Origin of the sequence: Faecalibacterium sp. Marseille-Q4164, from assembly GCF_017377545.1 — a bacterium.
In the GTDB taxonomy this organism is placed as follows: Bacteria; Bacillota; Clostridia; order Oscillospirales; family Ruminococcaceae; genus Faecalibacterium; species Faecalibacterium duncaniae.
Genome location: NZ_JAFREJ010000001.1, coordinates 381,534 through 399,263, shown reverse-complemented (window position 1 = coordinate 399,263; position 17,730 = coordinate 381,534). Strand labels below are relative to the sequence as shown.

General features: G+C 57.1%; 18 protein-coding genes. 3 read left to right on the top strand and 15 right to left on the bottom strand.

What is annotated here, in order from left to right; all coding sequences use genetic code 11:
• Window positions 1-13: 13 nt before the first annotated feature.
• Together J3352_RS01905 and J3352_RS01900 are read right to left on the bottom strand one after the other, a co-directional pair.
• Window positions 14-394 (bottom strand): Asp23/Gls24 family envelope stress response protein, encoded by a 381-nt coding sequence (locus J3352_RS01905; RefSeq protein ID WP_005933700.1) that lies wholly within the window; start codon window positions 392-394, stop codon window positions 14-16.
• 78 nt (window positions 395-472) lie between these two features.
• The gene (locus tag J3352_RS01900) at window positions 473-1,582 is read right to left on the bottom strand and encodes a hypothetical protein (RefSeq protein ID WP_156065734.1); all 1,110 of its coding nucleotides are present in this window, start codon (window positions 1,580-1,582) and stop codon (window positions 473-475) included.
• A 69-nt stretch (window positions 1,583-1,651) separates the two neighbouring features.
• Between J3352_RS01900 and J3352_RS01895 the strand changes: the two genes are divergently transcribed.
• Window positions 1,652-1,939, top strand: a complete 288-nt coding sequence (locus J3352_RS01895; protein WP_242651575.1) for a YabP/YqfC family sporulation protein — start codon at window positions 1,652-1,654, stop codon at window positions 1,937-1,939.
• The gene (locus J3352_RS01890) at window positions 1,851-3,089 is read left to right on the top strand and encodes a sporulation protein YqfD (protein ID WP_156065732.1); all 1,239 of its coding nucleotides are present in this window, start codon (window positions 1,851-1,853) and stop codon (window positions 3,087-3,089) included. The genes J3352_RS01895 and J3352_RS01890 overlap by 89 nt, the downstream gene beginning before the upstream one ends.
• Window positions 3,090-3,134: 45 nt before the next feature.
• Here the strand turns inward: J3352_RS01890 and hslO are convergent, their stop codons facing one another.
• The 12 genes from hslO to J3352_RS01830 form a co-directional block, all read right to left on the bottom strand.
• A complete protein-coding gene (hslO, locus tag J3352_RS01885) occupies window positions 3,135-4,046 on the bottom strand; it encodes an Hsp33 family molecular chaperone HslO (protein WP_156065731.1) in 912 nt (303 codons plus the stop codon).
• A complete protein-coding gene (locus J3352_RS01880) occupies window positions 4,039-4,800 on the bottom strand; it encodes a class I SAM-dependent methyltransferase (protein ID WP_156065729.1) in 762 nt (253 codons plus the stop codon). The genes hslO and J3352_RS01880 overlap by 8 nt, the downstream gene beginning before the upstream one ends.
• Window positions 4,801-4,803: 3 nt before the next feature.
• Window positions 4,804-5,415, bottom strand: coding sequence for a ribosome biogenesis GTP-binding protein YihA/YsxC (yihA, locus tag J3352_RS01875; RefSeq protein ID WP_005932873.1), 612 nt, complete (start codon window positions 5,413-5,415; stop codon window positions 4,804-4,806).
• A 15-nt stretch (window positions 5,416-5,430) separates the two neighbouring features.
• Window positions 5,431-7,881 (bottom strand): endopeptidase La, encoded by a 2,451-nt coding sequence (lon, locus tag J3352_RS01870; protein WP_005932871.1) that lies wholly within the window; start codon window positions 7,879-7,881, stop codon window positions 5,431-5,433.
• Window positions 7,882-8,004: 123 nt separating this feature from the next.
• On the bottom strand, window positions 8,005-8,553 hold the full coding sequence (locus J3352_RS01865; protein ID WP_242699839.1) for a Gx transporter family protein: 549 nt from the start codon (window positions 8,551-8,553) through the stop codon (window positions 8,005-8,007).
• Between the two features lie 19 nt (window positions 8,554-8,572).
• Window positions 8,573-10,468, bottom strand: a complete 1,896-nt coding sequence (locus J3352_RS01860) for an ABC-F family ATP-binding cassette domain-containing protein (protein ID WP_156065724.1) — start codon at window positions 10,466-10,468, stop codon at window positions 8,573-8,575.
• A gap of 37 nt (window positions 10,469-10,505) precedes the next feature.
• On the bottom strand, window positions 10,506-11,246 hold the full coding sequence (locus tag J3352_RS01855; RefSeq protein ID WP_097771976.1) for a YjjG family noncanonical pyrimidine nucleotidase: 741 nt from the start codon (window positions 11,244-11,246) through the stop codon (window positions 10,506-10,508).
• Between the two features lie 126 nt (window positions 11,247-11,372).
• The gene (locus J3352_RS01850) at window positions 11,373-11,594 is read right to left on the bottom strand and encodes a hypothetical protein (protein WP_156065723.1); all 222 of its coding nucleotides are present in this window, start codon (window positions 11,592-11,594) and stop codon (window positions 11,373-11,375) included.
• A 48-nt stretch (window positions 11,595-11,642) separates the two neighbouring features.
• Window positions 11,643-13,439 (bottom strand): SGNH/GDSL hydrolase family protein, encoded by a 1,797-nt coding sequence (locus tag J3352_RS01845; protein WP_242699838.1) that lies wholly within the window; start codon window positions 13,437-13,439, stop codon window positions 11,643-11,645.
• A 59-nt stretch (window positions 13,440-13,498) separates the two neighbouring features.
• Window positions 13,499-14,158, bottom strand: coding sequence for an HAD hydrolase-like protein (locus J3352_RS01840; protein ID WP_035394092.1), 660 nt, complete (start codon window positions 14,156-14,158; stop codon window positions 13,499-13,501).
• A 172-nt stretch (window positions 14,159-14,330) separates the two neighbouring features.
• Window positions 14,331-14,654, bottom strand: a complete 324-nt coding sequence (locus J3352_RS01835; protein WP_035394090.1) for a hypothetical protein — start codon at window positions 14,652-14,654, stop codon at window positions 14,331-14,333.
• Window positions 14,655-14,714: 60 nt separating this feature from the next.
• Window positions 14,715-15,023 carry a YerC/YecD family TrpR-related protein gene (locus tag J3352_RS01830; protein WP_097771978.1) on the bottom strand — a complete coding sequence of 103 codons (309 nt, stop codon included), beginning with the start codon at window positions 15,021-15,023 and terminating at the stop codon, window positions 14,715-14,717.
• Between the two features lie 328 nt (window positions 15,024-15,351).
• On the opposite strand from J3352_RS01830, the gene J3352_RS01825 reads away from it, so the two are divergent.
• A complete protein-coding gene (locus J3352_RS01825) occupies window positions 15,352-17,079 on the top strand; it encodes a carbon starvation protein A (RefSeq protein ID WP_005932856.1) in 1,728 nt (575 codons plus the stop codon).
• A gap of 91 nt (window positions 17,080-17,170) precedes the next feature.
• Here J3352_RS01825 and J3352_RS01820 read toward each other — a convergent pair whose 3' ends face one another.
• Window positions 17,171-17,716, bottom strand: coding sequence for a GNAT family N-acetyltransferase (locus J3352_RS01820; RefSeq protein ID WP_005932854.1), 546 nt, complete (start codon window positions 17,714-17,716; stop codon window positions 17,171-17,173).
• Window positions 17,717-17,730 lie beyond the last annotated feature (14 nt).

Below are 17,730 nucleotides of genomic sequence, written 5' to 3'. Positions count from 1 at the left end.
CCTCTTCTACTTTTTATTCCTGTTCCTCAGCCGCAAGGCCGGCAATGACAAGGTTCACACGGCTTACCGTGACATTGGTCATGTTCTGAACAGCAGACTTGACATTCTCCTGTACCTTTTCGGCCACAGCAGGGATCTTTGCACCAAACTTGACCACCAGATTCAGGGTCAGTTCAGCGGTGCCGTCCCGCATCTCCACGGTAACAGGGGGCTGGATACTGGCAGCAGCCAGCAGCTCCTTGACCTTTTTGTTCTGCTTACCGCAGGAGACCTCGGACACACCGTCCACTTCCAGTGCAGCACAGCGTGCGATCTTGCCGATGACCTCGGTGGAAATTTGCAGGCTCCCGCCCTTAAGATCCATATTCTGTAAATCCATTCTATGGTCCTCCATCTAAAATAAGCGTGTGCTCATTTATTTTATTTCCATCTGTTCAGGGAAGCTTCCCTGTCATTGAATGCTTACGTCTTATTATAGCAAAGTTTTGGAATTTATACAACACCCACCTGCATTTCTTGCCATCTGTTTCTGTTCAACTTGACGGATTCCACTGCGCAAAGTGCAGACTGCCATACAACACACTGCAAAAACGAGCAGGGCACAATCCGGCGGCACCCGCCGCATCAAAAGGACCCGGGCAGGCAGAGTGCTGAACACATCCGCCTCCCCGCCCGGCAGCAGCAGATAGAACAGGGCCAATGAAAGCGGCAGATGGAGCATCCTGGACCGGTAGAGCGGGCGCAGGGTCATTTCCGGCGGGCAGATGGTGCGCACCTGCAGCAACACGGAAAGACCCTGCACGCTCAGTGCTGCACAGCAGAGCAGGCTCCCCCATCGTCCGGTGCGGGAGGCCAGGTCACAGCCGGAGCAGACTTCCAGCAGAATGGAACAGAGTGTGCCCGCACCGGCAGGCAAAAGCGCCCCTGCCCCAGCGGCCAGCATCCGGAAAAAGAGGATAAACCCACAAAGCTTGCAGTACGTTATGGCGGCATCGGCCAGGATCTCATCCAGCCGCGGCGGTGCAGGGGATGCTGGCGCTGCAGATCCCGGTTTGACCGAACGCACTCCTGCAAACCGGTTCAGCAGGGCGGCGGTCAGATAGTTTGCGGTGATCTGTGACGCAAACAGCAGCACGCCAAGCTCTGCACTGCCCAGCAGACTCTGCCCCACCGTCAGAACCACAAAGGATGGCCCGGAACAGATACAGGCAGGCAGCAAAGCATCCGCTTCCTCAGCCGTAAGCTGACCGGTCCTGACTGCCTGCGCCGCAGCACTGGCCGCTGGTGCAAAGCCACCCAGGAACCCGATGCAGAGCACCCGTGCCGCACAGGGTGTGCGGATGCCGATGCCCCACGCCGCCAGACGGAACGGCAGGGCCAGCAGGTCGCTTTCCGGGCATTGGACGAGCAGGCGCGATACCACGAGAAACGGAAACAGCGAGAGCAGCAGCGGCCCGCAGCAAAGGGCCAGCCCTTCCCGCAGAGCAGCGGCACAAACCTCCGGCACTGCAAACGGCAGAATGCCTGCCGCCAGTGCCAGCAAAAACAAACCCATCTGATTCCATCTGAAAAGCTGATTCATACTCACGCCCTCCGGTTCCATATATATGTGATACGGGGCGCAGTTTTGCCCGGCGGGGAGGGAGCGGGTGTGAAACAGCAGAAAACCGGGCGGCTCTCCCTGCGCGGCTGGTTTGGCCGGATGCTGCGCCAGCCTCCCCGGGGCTTTTACGGCCAGCCCTCTGTCTATCTGAGCGGCGGTGTGATGGAGATCGAGCACTTCCGCAGGGTACGCACCTATGAGGAGGGCAGGCTCTGCCTGGAATTCGCGGGCGGGTTGTTCACCGTGTATGGGGACGGGCTTAGAATCGAAACGCTGGCCGCTCACCGAATTACCCTGCGGGGGCGGTTTTTACGCACAGAATTTTCCAGCAATTAGGGAGGGATGCAGCATCTTACAGCTTTGGGCCGGGGCAGCATTTTCTGCCCGGAACGGTGATACCGAGGGCCTACTCTCCGAAGCTGCACGGACAGGCCTGCATCTCACTGACATCTTCCCTGCTCCCGGCGGCTTTACGGCCCGGTGCGCGGCATGGCGTTACCTCCGGCTGGCAAAACTTGCCCGCAAGCGGCGGGTACATCTGCGCATCCGCAAAAAGACAGGACTGTTTTTTCTCCTGCGGCCCTACCTCCGGCGGCGGGGGCTGTGGGCCGGGCTTTTGCTGTTTGTGCCGCTTTTGCTTTGGTCCCAGGGCCTTGTCTGGGCTGTGGATGCTTCCGGCCTGACGACCGGCCAGCAGGCGCGGGCAGCTTCCGTGCTGCGGGAAACCGTTTCCTTGATGCCGGGCAGTATCGTCACGCAGGAAAAACTTGCCGCCGGGGAATATGCTCTGCTGCAAAGCGGTGAATTCTCGTGGGTCAGCCTGAATTTTCAGGACGGGCGGCTGGTACTGGAAGCGGCAGAAGCCAAACCGGTGCCGGAGATCGCCGCCGGAACGCTCCATGGCCTGCGGGCAAAGGCTGCAGGTACGGTGGTCAGCACAAATCTTGTCAGCGGGACGATGCTGGTGGTTTCCGGGCAGGCAGTGGAAAAAGGCCAGGGACTCATCGGCACTGACCGGGCTGAACGGGACGGCACGCTGATCTTTCAGCCTGCCGCCGGAAGCGTCCGGGCGCAGTTCGAGTGGGAGTTTGCGGAAGAGCTTCCGCTGATGGCTGCCACATACCAGCTGACCGGAAACACTGTCGTTCAGCGAAGGCTTTTCCTTGCCGGGCGGGTGTTCCCATTGCCTTCCCTTTTCTCCCCTGCGGACGATTCCACGGCGGTCACACGGCATCTTCAGCCGGAGCTCCTGGGGCTGACGCTCCCGCTTTCCGTCGAGGAAACCACCTATTACGAACAGAAAGAAAATGAAGTTCATTTCTCAGAGGATGAAGCCAGAGCACTGGCCCGTCTGCATGGCTTACAGGCCTTACAAAATGATTATCCGGACGCAGAATTTGTGGCGCAGAAAGTGGATGTCACAACCGAGAACAATATGCTGCATTACCGGGTAGTCTACACCATCATTGCTGATATCTGCACCTGAAAACGGCCCGGAGCGAGAAACTCCGGGCCGTTTTGGGGTTACATCTTATGAATTTTCGGCGGGCTCTTCGGCCGCTTCTTTTTTATAAGCAGCCTTCTCCACCAACTGATTCAGGTCAAAATGGTATTTGGTGTGGCAGAAATGACAGACGACCTCGCAGTCAGGATCCTCATCCCGGAGCTTTTCCAGCTCCTTGCGGCCCAGGCTCAGCAGCATTTCCTCGGTACGCTCTTCACTGCAGTCACACTTGTACTGCACCTCGCGCTCATCCAGAACATTGGGGTTGAAGCCTGCCAGAGCAAGGTTCATCATATCCTCGGGGGTCTTGCCTTCCCGAAGCAGTTCAGTGACGGAAGGCATTGCGGCGATGTTCTGCTCCAGCTGGGTGATCTCGGCATCGGTGGCACCGGGCAGCAGCTGCAGCAGGAAGCCGCCCGCGCAGGCAATGGTCAGGTCAGTATCCACCAGCACCCCCAGAGCGCAGACGGTGGGCACCTGCTCGCTGTAAGCATAGTAGCTGGTCAGGTCCTCGGCGATCTCGCCGGAGACCAGCGGCACCTGGCCCACAGTGGGTTCTTTCTGCAGGCGGTTGTCACGGATGACAGTCAGCACGCCGTTTTTGCCCACAGCACCGCCCACATCCAGATGGCCGTTTGCTTTCAGAGGCAGCTCTACCAGCGGGTGGTCGATGCAGCCCTTGACATTGCCGGTGCCATCGGTACAGGCAACAACCGTGCCGGTGGGGCCGCCGCCCGCCACACGCAGCGTGATGGAATCGCCATCGTCCTTGAGCATGGAGCCCATCAGGGACGCACCGGTGAGCAGGCGGCCCAGAGCTGCGCTACAGGTCGCACTGGTGTGGTGCAGTTGCTCGGCCGTGCGGACGATCTCAGTGGAGTCCACACCGCAGAACACAACACCGCCGTTTTCAGAAATACCGCGGATCAGATTAGACATTTTCTTTTTCCTCCAATTGGGTATACTGCTTGACGGCACAGAAGAAATAGCGCTCGCTCTCTTCGGTCAGGGGGCCGAAGCTCTCACCGTCGCAGACCTTTTCCAGCACAAAGCCGTGCTTTTCCAACGCAGCTCGGATGGTATCCAGGTCGTAGGTATATTCATAGAACTGTTCATGGAAGTGTTCGCCGGTCTTGCGGTAGTCGATGTCCACCGTGATCTCCACCCGGCGGTCCGCAGGGTGATAGTGGTTGCGCCAGACGCAGGCAGCATCCTCTTCCTCAAAGGTAAATACATTCTCCCCCAGCACCTTCTGGTGCTTGTAGGGAGTGTTCATATCAAAGAGGAACACGCCGCCCTCTTCCATGAAAAAAGCCGCGTTGGCAATGGCGGTATCCAGGTCCGGGATGTGGTTGAAGGTATCGAACGTAGACACCGCACCCCGGATGGTACCGTAGAGGTCGAGCTTGAGCAGATCCTGCTGCAAAAGCAGCAGCTTGCCGGAAAGGCCCAGCTGTTCCGCCTTATCCCGCACGACACAGAGCATCTCCTCGGACTGATCGATGCCGATCATATCATAGCCCGCCTGGGTCAGCATCAGGGTCAGCTCCCCTGTTCCACAACCCAGATCGGCCAGAATGCCATCCCGGATATCGTGGGCATTCAGTTCCTGCCGGATCTGCTCATAAAGAGCATCATAGTCGGCTTCGCCGTTGAATTCATCATAGAAATAGGCAAATTCATTGTAGGCCATGGTTTACTCCGCTTCCTCGTCATCGGTGAACTCAGCCGCCACAGCCTCGTTCAACACCGCCTGCAGCTCCGGGATGCCGTAGCCGTTCTCGCCGCTGGTCAGCACCACCTTCTGGCAGCCATAGGGCAGGCAGACCTTTTCAAAATCCTCCTGTGTCTTGGCCAGCTGGCTCTTTTTGAGCTTATCGGCTTTGGTCAATGCCACAACAAAGGGAATCTGATGATAGTGTAGATACTTCAGCATCTGCAGGTCATCTGCGCTGGGGGCATGGCGGCAGTCGATGAGCTGCACCAGCAGGGTATGATGCCGGGGAGCCTCAAAATAGCTGTTGATGAGGTCATCCCAGCGCTCGCGGTCTGCATTGCTGACCTTGGCATAGCCATAGCCGGGCAGATCCACAAAATAGCAGTTGTCCACCTCATAGAAGTTGATGGTGGCCGTTTTGCCCGGTGTACTGGATACACGGGCAAGGTTCTTGCGGTTGCACAGCTTGTTGATGAGGCTGGACTTACCCACGTTGGAACGGCCTGAGAAGCTGAGTTCCGGACGGTCACTTTCGGGCAGCTGGCTGGAAATGCCGTAGCTTGCAATAAAATCCGCTTTGTTGTAGTTCATCGTTTGCTCCTTTGATTAGCAGACAGCCCCCGGCTTCGGTTTTTCCGGTGCGGGCGGGATGGCCGCTTCCACCGGCTTTGCCTTTTTGGCGGGGTGCGGATGACGGGCAGAAACGCTCTTGGGCTTGAGCAGAGCGGCATTGAGCACCTGCGCGAGGTCAGACATGGGCAGGAAGGTCAGATTCTTCTTCACCTCGTCATCCACCTCGTACAGGTCCGGAACGTTATCCTTGGGGATGAGCACAGTTTTCATTCCCTCACGGTAGGCAGCCATGCTCTTTTCGCGCAGACCGCCGATGGGCAGCACATTGCCGTGCAGGGTGATCTCGCCGGTCATGGCAACATCACCGCGCACCGGGATGCCGGACAGACAGGACACCAGAGCCGTGGTCAGAGTAACACCGGCGCTGGGGCCGTCCTTGGGCACGGCACCCTCGGGGGCATGGATGTGCAGATCGCACTTTTTCAGCCGCTCAGGGTCGATGCCGTATTCCTCGGCGTGGACACGGACATAGGTGATGGCCAGCTGGGCACTTTCCTTCATCACGTCGCCCAGCGAACCTGTGACGGTGATCTTGCCGCTGCCATTATCCATGACCTGCACTTCGATGGGCAGGGTCTCGCCGCCGATGCTGGTCCAGGCCAGACCGTTGGCAATGCCGATGGCGTTGGTCCGGTTGAGGAAATCGGGCTTGACGAAGCGGGGCCCCAGCAGCTCTTCCAGGCTGCTGCCGGTCACAGAAACGTTTTCTGCTTCACCGGACGCGATCTTGCGGGCGCACTTGCGCAGGACACTGGTGATGGTACGCTCCAGGGTGCGGACACCGGCCTCACGGGTGTAGCCGTCAATGATGCCGTAGAGCGCGTTCTGGGAGAAGGTGACCTTCCCGGCCAGACCGCAGGCCTTGAGCTGCTTGGGTACCAGATGCTTGCGGGCAATGTTGTATTTCTCCACCCGGGTATAGCTGGGCAGCTCAATGACATCCATGCGGTCACGCAGAGGGCCGGGAATGGCGCTCAGATCATTTGCTGTGGTGATAAAAAGCACATGGCTCAGATCAAACGGCATATCGATAAAGTGATCATTAAAGGTGGTGTTCTGCTCGGGATCAAGAGCTTCCAGCAGGGCGGCGGCCGGGTCACCCCGGAAATCGCCCGCCAGCTTGTCGATCTCGTCCAGCAGCATCAGGGGGTTGGAGCTCTTGGCGGAGATCATGGCGTTGATGATCTTGCCGGGCATGGCCCCAATATAGGTGCGGCGGTGGCCGCGAATCTCTGCCTCATCCCGCACGCCGCCCAGACTGATGCGCACATACTTGCGGTTCAGGCTCTCGGCAATGGAGCGGGCAATGCTGGTCTTGCCGACACCCGGAGGGCCGACCAGGCAGATGATCTGGCCCTTGACATCCGGAGCCAGCTTGCGGACAGCCAACACCTCAAGAATACGGTCCTTGACCTTCTTCAGGCCGTAGTGGTCGCGGTCAAGGATGCGCTGTGCCTTGGCAATATCGAGGTCGTCCTCGGTAAAGCTGTTCCAGGGCAGATCCAGGCAGGTGTCCAGATAGGTGCGGATGACCGTTCCCTCCTGATTGCTGCTCTGCATCTTGGCAAGACGGTCCACTTCCTTGAGCAGTTTCTTCTCCCGCTCCTCGTCCAGATGCAGCTCCTGGATCCTGCGGCGGTACTCCTCGGCCTCTGCCGTGGTATCATCGTCCTCGCCCAGCTCCTGGCTGATCATGTGCATCTGCTCATGCAGGTAGTAATCACGCTGGTTCTTATCCATGGCCTCGTCCACTTTCTGGGCGATCTCCTTGTCGATCTCCAGCATCCGGCGCTCCCGATGCAGGCGTTCCACCAGCAGGCGCAGACGGCCGATGAGGGTGCTTTCCTCCATCACAGCCTGCTTATCCTCAAAGCGGAAGAGCAGATTGGCGGGGATGTACTCGCACAGGAAGGCGGGGTCGTTATTCGAGGTAACAGCAAACACCACGTCCTTGCTGATGCGGGGATTCATGGAAAGCACCGCGTCGAAGCTCGTTTTCACGTTGCGGAGCAGGGCTTCCGCCTCGGTCTCTTCCTCTGCCTTGATGGGGCGCACAGGAGCCGGCCGCACCGATGCCAGCAGGAAGCTGCCTTCGGTATCCAGCTCGGTGCGCTTGGCGCGGAACTTGCCCTCTACCAGAATGCGCACCAGATCATCCGAAACACGCATGACCTGCTTGATCTCGGCCACAACGCCGTACTGGTACATCTCCTCTGCCTTGGGGTCCTCAGCCTTCATATCCTTCTGCGCAATGAGGAACACCTCGGATTTATTCCGCACGGCCCATTCCACAGCGGCAATGCTCTTGTCACGACCTACCTCAAAATGCAGCAGGTTGTTGGGGAACACCACCAGCCCACGCAGGGCAATGGCGGGAAGATGGAGGATATTGCGCTCCACCTTGACAGTCACTTTTTCAGACATAAACTCATACCTCCCAGCTGCCCCGCGCCAAAATGCGCTATCCCATGGGCAGTTTTTTTGTTGGGTAAAAATTCAGATTTGATTTATTATATCGGATTCCGGCCCCGGTTGCAACCGGGCAGCTCATCCTTTGCGGTTTTCCTGGATATTATAACCCAGCCGTCCCAGCGCAGGCAGCACGGCCCGCAGGGTGACACTGGTGAGCATTCCCATCACAAGGCCCAGCACCAGCATGACCGGTGCATAGTAAAGGGACACTGCTGTGGAAAGGATGACACTGGCTCCCAGCAGCTGGCCGATGTTGTGGGCCAGCGCGCCGCAGACCGACAGGATGAACCAGGTGGGCCGCAGCGGGCAATGATAGTAGAGCAGCCACATCACCAGCAGTGAGAGCAGGCCGCCGCAGAGGGAAAGAAAACCTGCCGTCCAGCCGGAGACCAGAAAGACGAAGAACGCCTTCAGCACATCCAGCACAAGGGCCTGTTTTGGCCCCATGAAGAACAGGGCATACATCACCACAATATTCGCCAGACCCAGCTTCATGCCTGGCAAAAGCCCAGGGATGACCAATGTGCCCTCGATGAAGGAAAGCGCCATCGCCAGAGCAAACAGCAGACCTGAAAGGGCGATGCTGTGCGTTTTGTTGTAATTGCGGCGGTTATAGGGCATCATTGTTCTCCTTTGCAGCGGATTATTCTTCACCAGCAGCCTGTTCGTACTGCTCCTGCTCTTCCATTGCCTTTTCCCAGGCAGCAAACAGCTCCTCCTGATGGAAGCGCAGATCACTGAGCTCATCGCTCTTTTGGCGGAGCAGATCGGGGTCATTGTAGACCTCCGGGGAGTTGATCTCATTGTCAAGCTCCACTTCCCTTGCCCCGCAGGCTTCCATTTCATCCTCGCAAGCCTTGATCTTGGCCCGCAGCTCCGCGCGGCGGCGGCGCTGCTCTTTGCCGTAACCGGCCTTGGCGGGCTGATCCCCGGCTTTTTCCGGAGCGGCAGCAGGAGCGGCACGGCCCATCAGGGCATCGTAGCTCGGATACAGGGTGGCCTTGCCATCTTCCAGATAGAGGATGGGACAGCCCAGACTGTTCATCAGATGGCGGTCATGGGTGACCATGAGCAGGGTCCCAGTGTATGCCATCAGGGCTTCGGTCAGGTTCTCGCGGGTGTAGATGTCCAGGTGGTTGGTGGGCTCGTCCAGAAACAGCAGATTGGGCCGCTCCAGCACGATCTCAGCAAAGCGCAGGCGGGCCAGCTCGCCGCCCGAAAGTGCCTCACAGGGCTTGAACACTGTCTCGCCCCGGAAACCCAGCTTTGCCAGATGGCTGCGCACTTCCAGCTCCGTCATCCGGGGATACTTGTTCCAGATGACATCGATCACCCGGCCCTGTCCCAAACGGTTCTGCTGCTGGGCAAAAATGCTGGGCCGGGCTCCCGTACCCAGCCGTACCATGCCGCCGGAGGGGCGGCGCTTACCATCCAGCACCTGCATCAGGGTGGATTTGCCCGCACCGTTGGGGCCTGCGATCACCAGCCGCTGACCCCGGCAGACCGTGTAGGTAAAGGGTTCCAGCAGGGTACGCTCCCCGATCCTGATGGTCAGGTTCTTCATCAGCACCAACTCGTTCCACGGCTCCACATCATACTCAAAGCGGAATTTGAGCTGGTTTGTTTCATCCTTTGGCGCTTCCGTGATCTCCAGCTTTTCCAGCTGTTTGCGGCGGCTCTGGGCCATCTTGGTGGTGGAAGCGCGCACAAGATTGCGGTCTACATAATCCTGTAGCTTTTCAGCCAGTGCTACATCTGCATCGTGCTGCTTCTGGCGCAGGGCATCCGCAGCTTCCTTCTGGGGCAGATAGGCGGAGAAGTTGCCCTTATAAGTGGTCATGGTCTGGAAGGAGACCTCCCAGATCCTGGTGCAGATATTGTCCAGGAAATAGCGGTCATGGCTGACGACCAGCACGGCACCGGAATAGCCCTTGAGGTAATTCTCCAGCCATTCCATGGTGGCAAAATCCAAGTGGTTGGTGGGCTCGTCCAGAATCAGGACATCCGGCTTTTCCAACAGCAGCTTTGCCAGACGAAGGCGCGTCAGCTCACCGCCCGAAAGCACAGCGATATTCTTCGTCCAGGTATCCTGTGCAAAGCCCATACCGGACAGCACCTTTTTGATGTTGACGTCCATATTGTAGCCGTCAGCGGCATCAATGATGTTCTGCAAGGCATCGTGCTGTTCCAGCAGAGAGGCATCCTCCGGGCTGGCGGCCATTCTGCGCTCTAGGATCTGCATCTGGGCCATGGCATCCAGCACATGGGCAAAGCAGGAGCGCATCTCGCCGTAGATATCCAACGTGGGGTCGAGCTTTGCATTCTGCTCCAGATAACCCAGCGTCACACCATGGGTCACACTGAACTCACCCTCGTAGTCCGTATACTCGCCGGTCAGGATCTTCAGCAGGGTCGTTTTGCCTGCGCCGTTCTGGCCCACGATGCCGATGCGGTCCTCCCGTTCGACACTGGCCGTGACATCATGCAGGACGATCTTCTCGCCAAAGCTCTTGCCCAGCTTTTCCAAATGTATCAACATTGTTCGTTTTCCAATCTCTCACACAGGCCGCACAGCATTACAGCTGGTGGCGGCGATTCTTCAGGCCCACATTGGCCAGTTCCTCCGGCTCCATCACCAGCGGGTAAAGCTCTTCCAGGCTGCTGATCTCATAGGTAGGAACGACCTTGCCGGGATTCTCGGCGTGGTTGGGGTTATACCAGCAGGTATCCAGCCCGGCGTTCACACCGCCCTGCACATCACTGCTCAGGCTGTCGCCCACCATCAGCACATGCTCACGGTTCTCCACGCCCAGCGCACGGAGCGCGGCATCAAAAATCTTGCGGTTGGGCTTTTCGCTGTCCATTTTTTCAGAAACGAACACATCCTCCACAAAATCCAGAATGCCGGATTCCCGCACACGGCGGCTCTGCACCCGGTCAAAGCCATTGGTCACCACAGCCAGTGTTGCCACTTCGGAAAGCTCCCGGAGCACGTCCAGCACGTTGGGAGATGTCAGGTCAGGGTGGGTAGAGAGCTGATCCAGATAGAATTTGTTCATCTCCACACCGTTGCCTGCGGCATTCACTGCCTTCAGAAAGCGGGTGAACCGCTCCCCCATCAGCTTGTCCCGGCGGATCTGACCCTTTTCCAGCTGCCGCCAGAGCTCTTCGTTGATGGTGCGGTAGGTCTGCACCGTCTCGGCATCCGGCTCAATGCCGTACTCCCGCAGGGTGTCAGCCAGCGCCTTGTTTTCCGCTGCATCAAAATCCAGCAGCGTATTATCAGCATCAAACAGAACACAATAGTATTTTGCCATGGTTCGTTACCCCTCTTTCATACTTGTGTCATTTTCCGGAACGCTTGTCCCCGATCACCGGGGAATTTTTCCCAGATCAAAAGAACAGCGAGAAGCCAGCCCCGCCCCGGCAGAGCTGGCTTCCGGTTATTCCTGAACTATCTCATAGGTTTCATCATCGGTCTGCACCGGGGAATTGTCCGCGCACGGATCTTGCGCGGTGCAGGGTTTGTCAACATTTCTGGGCATCTGCTCCTCGGTCACGCCGTTGTCCACATTCTCCCAGTCCATTTCATACCAATCCACACTGCCATCGGTCACAGTTCCCTCACCGGGCAGCCCGGGGATCTTGATCTCTTCACAGAACATCCGGCTCCCTCCCTTCTGCCCAGCCTATGCGGGCAGACAGAAAAAGGTTTACCGGCTGGCTTCTGCTTCGGTGGAAGCGGAAGCCCCCTCTGCGGGCTCAATATCGTTTTCAACCGAAGCGGAGACCGATTCACTGTTGGTCTGCTCTTTGGATTCCGTTTTGCTCTCAGAAGCAGTGCTGCTGGAGGATGAAGTGCTCTCTGCCTTGCTCTCTGAGCTGCTGTGAGAAGAAGAGGTGCTCTCGCTCTTGGATTCGCTCTTACTCTCACTTTCCGCCGTGCTGTGGGAAGAACTGCTGCTCGAGCTCTCAGACTTGCCACTCTCCGAAGAGGACGCGGATGTACTGCCGGAAGAAGTAGAAGAGCTGCCGGAATTTGAGCTGGAGGCGGGCTCCGGGCTGACCTTAATGGTCAGCGCATTGCTGACCACGGCGCAGTCGTTGTACACGACCACCGCATAGATCTTATAGCTGCCGCTGGTGATGGCCGAAGCGGACACGGTGACCGTTGTCTGGCCTGCGGCCTCCTTCACTTCCTGACCGTTGGCGAACCAATGCAGGTTTTCACTCTTGGCATATTTGCCCTCCAGCGCAGCCTTAAAGACATAGGAGCCGGCGGAAGCCTTGCCTTCCGAGATGTGAACGGAAGCAGCTGCAAACACGGCTGTAACGTCCAGATTCTGCTTGAAGCCGGTATCGGTACGGGTCTTGCTGGTCACGCCGTCGCTCCACTTGACGAACACATGGCCCTCCGCAGGGGTGGCCGTGACAGTCAGCGACTGGGATGCATCTGTGATGCCGTATGTCAGACTGGTCTTGCCGCTCTCGTTCCCACAGCTCAGGGTGCCGCCGCCGCTCTTTTCCACCTGATAACGGGCCTCAAACTTAACGCTGGCAGTCTCAGAGCTGCTGACGCTTTCACTCTCGCTGGAAGAAGCGGGTTCTTCCGAGCTGGGAGCCTGCACCGCCGAGCTGGGGTTGGATACATATTCCAACGTGCGGGTGGGGATATTATTGGTGTCCGGGCGGCGATCCTCGGTCTGGTAAGCGTGGGTGCGCAGATAGCTCAGCGCAGCCTTGAGACCGGCGCTTTTGAGGTGGATATCACCGTCCGTGTAGTAATCCGGCTGGCCGTAGCCATTTTCTCCCTTGAGGACCTCCGCCGTATTCAGAAATCTGACCCCCAGCTGTTCACACATGTTGAGCAGTGCCATATTAAAATCATCGATCTTGGCCTGATCCATGTGGGGGTAATTGGAGTGATTCTCCGGGATAGGAGGCACCGTGTTCACGATGATATCGGTGTAGGGGTAAGCCTCCTGAATGGCCTGCACCAGCGCGGTATAGTTACTGATAAAATCAGCCACCTCCATGCCGGTGTCGTTGGTACCAAAGGTCATCACGACACGGCGGGGCTTCATTTTTGCCACCGCCTGTGCGATGGTGTAGTGGGTGGTGTCATTCTTAAAGGTGATGATTCCTTCGTTCAGGGCCACCTGGGTGCCAATGCCCTCCTTGGCGCAGAACTGCTGCAAGGAGATCAGACCGTTGTTATACAGACGCACGGTGTTGGAGTCTCCCAGAAACAGGGTGTTGTCCAGATATTCCGTGCCCGCATCCGCTGTTTCAGTCAGCAGAGCGCTGGAGGTGTTGTCGATCTGGTAGTGATTGGCAAGATCTGTGCTTTCACCGTCCCCGGTGGTGTCCGTCGGCACGGAGTCTGCGGGTGTGCCGGGCGTTTCCGGTTTTCCCCGTTTGAGCAGGGTCAGGGTGATGCCTACGGTCAGCAAAGCCGCCAGTGCGCAGACCACACAGACCAGAACGGCCTGCCGCTGCAGCGATGTCATAGACTGTTTGTCCGATTGATTCTTATGATTCATGTTATATTCACCACTTATCCTATCGTTCAACCGTTTGCACGGCAGGCCAGGAGCTTGTCCGTCAGTTCTTCACAACTTTCCGCCAGCAGCACCGGGCCAAAGGGCTCCAGTTCTTCCCTGCTGCCGTAGCCATACAGGGCACCGGCGGCATCCAGCCCGCAATCAGCAGCACCGCGCATATCATCGTTGCGGTCGCCCACCATCAGCACCCGCTTGCCCTGTACACAGGGCTGGGTGAGAACATAGCGCACCACTTCCGTTTTGGTATCCCGGCTCTCATCCATGGACGCGCCGCCGATAAAATCAAAGTAAGGGGCCAGCCCCTGTTCTTCCAGAATGGGGGTCACGACCACAGTCGGCTTGGAGGTTGCGGTGCAGAGCACAAATCCTGCCTCCTTCAGGCGGCGCAGCATCTCTGCCGCACCGGGGTAGGCCGTACCCTCATGGCTGCCCTTTTCGCGGTAACTCTCCCGATAGAGCTCGGTGGCTTCCTCGATTTTTGCAGGGTCAGAAAAATGCTCTCCAAAGCTCTTGCGGAGCGGCGGTCCCAGATAGCGCCGCAGGTTCACATGGGTGACATCCACGCCCATCTTGGTAAAAACTTCTTCCAGTGTATTCAGGATGCCGGGGGCGGAATCGATCAGGGTTCCGTCCACGTCAAATAAGATCACGTCATAGTGCTGCAAGTTCGTTTCCCTCTCTTTCACACATATACACGGTATAGTATAGCACAGAATTGCGCTTTCAGCAATTCCAACAAATCGTTTTTGCACTTTTTATACAAATCGGTCACAATCTGGCCTTAAAACGCAAAATGCCTGCCCGCCAGAATGCGGACAGGCAGGGGGTCATGCAGGCTTATTGGGCTGCAGCGCCGTTATCAGCGGAGGGATAATAGAGGTTATTGGAGATAAACTCCAGCTTTTCCTTCAGCACCAGCTCCAGATTTGCCACGGCGTGCACCATGTTGGTGGCCGAATCGTTCACTTCCAGCAGCTTGCACAGGTCGATCTCGTTCATGGCGAGTGCGGTTTTCATCTTCTGGCTCTCGGCGCAGAGGATGTGGCTCAGAGCACTTTCCTGCAGTGCGATACTTTCCATCAGATCGATCACAGCCTGACTCAGGGTAACACGGGGCAGGGCCGGACATTCCAGCGTGGTGGGACAATTGATCGTTGCCATAGGGGACTCATCCTTTCTATATAAGGTGTACCCCATCCTATGTCCCCTGCCGTGCAGCCGTTACTGCTTTTTCTCCTGTGCAGAGATCTTTTCAATTACGCTCTGGTAACCGCCGGTTCCGTATTGGATACAGCGATTGATACGGCTGATGGTCGCCGTGCTGATCTCTACCTCTTTCACGATCTGGTCATAGGTGCGGCCGCCAAGCAGCAACTTTGCCGCTTCCAGCCGTTGTGCCATATCGGAGATCTCCTTTACTGTGCACAGATCCTCAAAAAAAGCATAGCACTCCTCCCGGCTCTCAAGGCTCAGGATGGCATCGAACAACGCATCTACGGTCTCGTTTTTTCTGGAATTTTTCTCAGTCATTGCGGTCTCCTCTGCGGCAAACGCCGGAACTTCTGACAGAAAGAATCATATCATGTTATCACTTTAGCACACGAAAGTGTGAAAGTCAAGTCTTTTGCGTGAATCGTTTTCAATTCAGCGTGTCCACAGTTTTCTTCTCTTCACAAGTGAAATAAAATCACCTAAAATTTTTTGCCAGATTTTCTGTCGAATTAGCACATCCTCTGAACTGCTCCGAAAAATATTGACAAATTATGAAAATGGGGATAAAGTATACACAATTTTCAGGCAAAGGAGCCACAGCGTGACCTCTTTGCCGCATGAAAAGCAAAGGAAAGAGGTAAAAGAAATGAACACGCTGGTCATCGTTTTGATCGCAGCCGTGTGTCTGTTTGGAGCTTACACCCTCTACGGACGCTGGCTGGCAAACAAGTGGGGCATCGATCCCACCGCCAAGACCCCTGCGGTCGTCCATGAGGACGGCCGGGATTACGTTCCCACCAACGGCTGGACCGTTTTTGCACATCAGTTCAGCTCCATTGCAGGTGCCGGCCCTGTTACTGGTGCCATTCAGGCTGCTGCCTTTGGCTGGCTGCCCGTTCTGCTGTGGGTCCTGCTGGGCGGCATCTTCTTTGGTGCTGTTACCGACTTCGGCGCGCTGTATGCTTCTGTAAAGAATGACGGCAAGTCCATGGGTATGCTGATCGAAAAGTATATCGGCAAGACGGGCCGCAAGCTGTTCCTGCTGTTCTGCTGGCTGTTCTGCGGCATCGTTATTGCAGCGTTTGCTGACATGGTCGCTGGCACCTTCAATGCCTATGGCGCGGACGGCGCTCTGGTGGACGCTGCTCAGACCAACGGCGCTGCCGGCATGGTCTCCATCATGTTCATGGTCTTCGCTGTGGTCTTTGGCCTGATCCAGAAGAAGTTCAACTTCTCCGGTTGGAAGGAGAGCGTCATCAGCATCGTTTTCATCGTGCTGTCCTTTGTCATTGGCGCAAATCTGCCCATCATCCTGGGCAAGGCCGCATGGAGCTATATCACCTTCGTTTATATCTTCTTTGCCGCCGTGCTTCCCATGTGGCTGCTGAAGCAGCCCCGGGACCACATGACCACCTTCATGTTTGTTGCCATGATCGCAGGCGCTGTGGTTGGTCTGGTCGTTGCACACCCTACCATGAATCTGCCCGTTTACACCGGCTTCACCAACGAGAAGCTGGGCACCATGTTCCCCATCCTGTTCGTCACCGTTGCCTGTGGTGCTGTTTCCGGCTTCCACAGCCTGGTCTCCTCCGGTACTTCCTCCAAGACCGTTGAGAACGAGAAGGATATGCTGAAGGTCGGCTATGGCGCAATGATCCTGGAGAGCCTGCTGGCTGTTCTGGCCCTGTGCGTTGCCGGTGCTGCCGCTGCTGCAGACGGCACCCCCGCTGCAGGTACCCCGTTCCAGATCTTCAGCCGTGGTGTTGCCGGTTTCTTTGAGATGTTCGGCGTTCCTGCTTATGCAGCAACGGTCTTTATGACGATGTGTGTTTCCGCTCTGGCCCTGACCAGTCTGGATGCTGTGGCCCGTATCGGCCGCATGAGCTTCCAGGAGCTGTTCAGTGTGGACGACATGGAGCACGCTGAGGGCTGGCGCAAGCTGTTCTGCAACGTCTACTTCTCCACCTTCCTCACTCTGGCCTTCGGCTTCCTGCTGACCAAGATCGGCTACGCAAACATCTGGCCTCTGTTCGGTTCCGCCAACCAGCTGCTGAGCGCTCTGGTTCTGGCTACCCTGTGCGTTTTCCTGAAGGTCACCGGCCGCAGCAACAAGATGCTGTTCCCCCCGCTGATCATCATGCTGTGCGTCACCTTCACCGCTCTGGTGCAGCGCCTGATCGCCATGGTCAAGGCCATCAGCACTGCCGCTTCTGTCAGCATTCCTGCGGGCGAGACCACCTGGGGTGCCGTGTTCATTGCCAATGGCCTGCAGCTGATCCTGGCTGTCCTGCTGATCGTTCTGGGTCTGAACATTGTGTTCCACTCCTTCTCTGCTTACAAAAAGGCTGAGCACAACAGCGAGGCCAAAATCTGAGGTTTTCACGGTTTGACCGTAAAACGATAAAAATCTCCCACTGACGACATCGAACCCCGTCAGTGGGAGATTTTATTTTGTCTTTTTCAGGTCACAGCATCTTCGCCATGATGATCTCATCCCGGTAGGTGCCGTCCTTCAGCTTAAAAGCCCGGGGCTGGATGCCATAGCGCTCAAACCCAACCTTCTCATAGAGATGGATGGCACGGGCGTTATCGCTGTACACCCCCAGCTCCAGCTGTTCGAAGCCGTTGGTACGGGTCTGGTCAATGGCCAACTGCATCAGATAGCTGCCCAGACCGCAGCCCCAGTGATCTTTCCGTACGGAGATGCCTACTACGGCACGATGGCGGTATTTGATATGCGGCCGCACCTGTGCAACACCAAACTCCCCCACCAGCTTTTCTCCGGCAAAAGCGCCCACCTCAAAGTTCACAGGGCTTTCCACGAAGCCTGCGAGCCAGTTCCGCATCGCTTCCAGACTCGCTCCTTCCTCCGGGTATCGGGCCATAAAATGTGTTTCGCTGTAGATTGCATTGCGGAATGCACTCAATGCCTCCGCATCATCGGCGCATAAGCTGCGCACCGTCAGCACTTCCCCGTTGGGCAGTGTGAACGTTCTGGGTTCGATCTTCATGTTTCTCTCTCCTC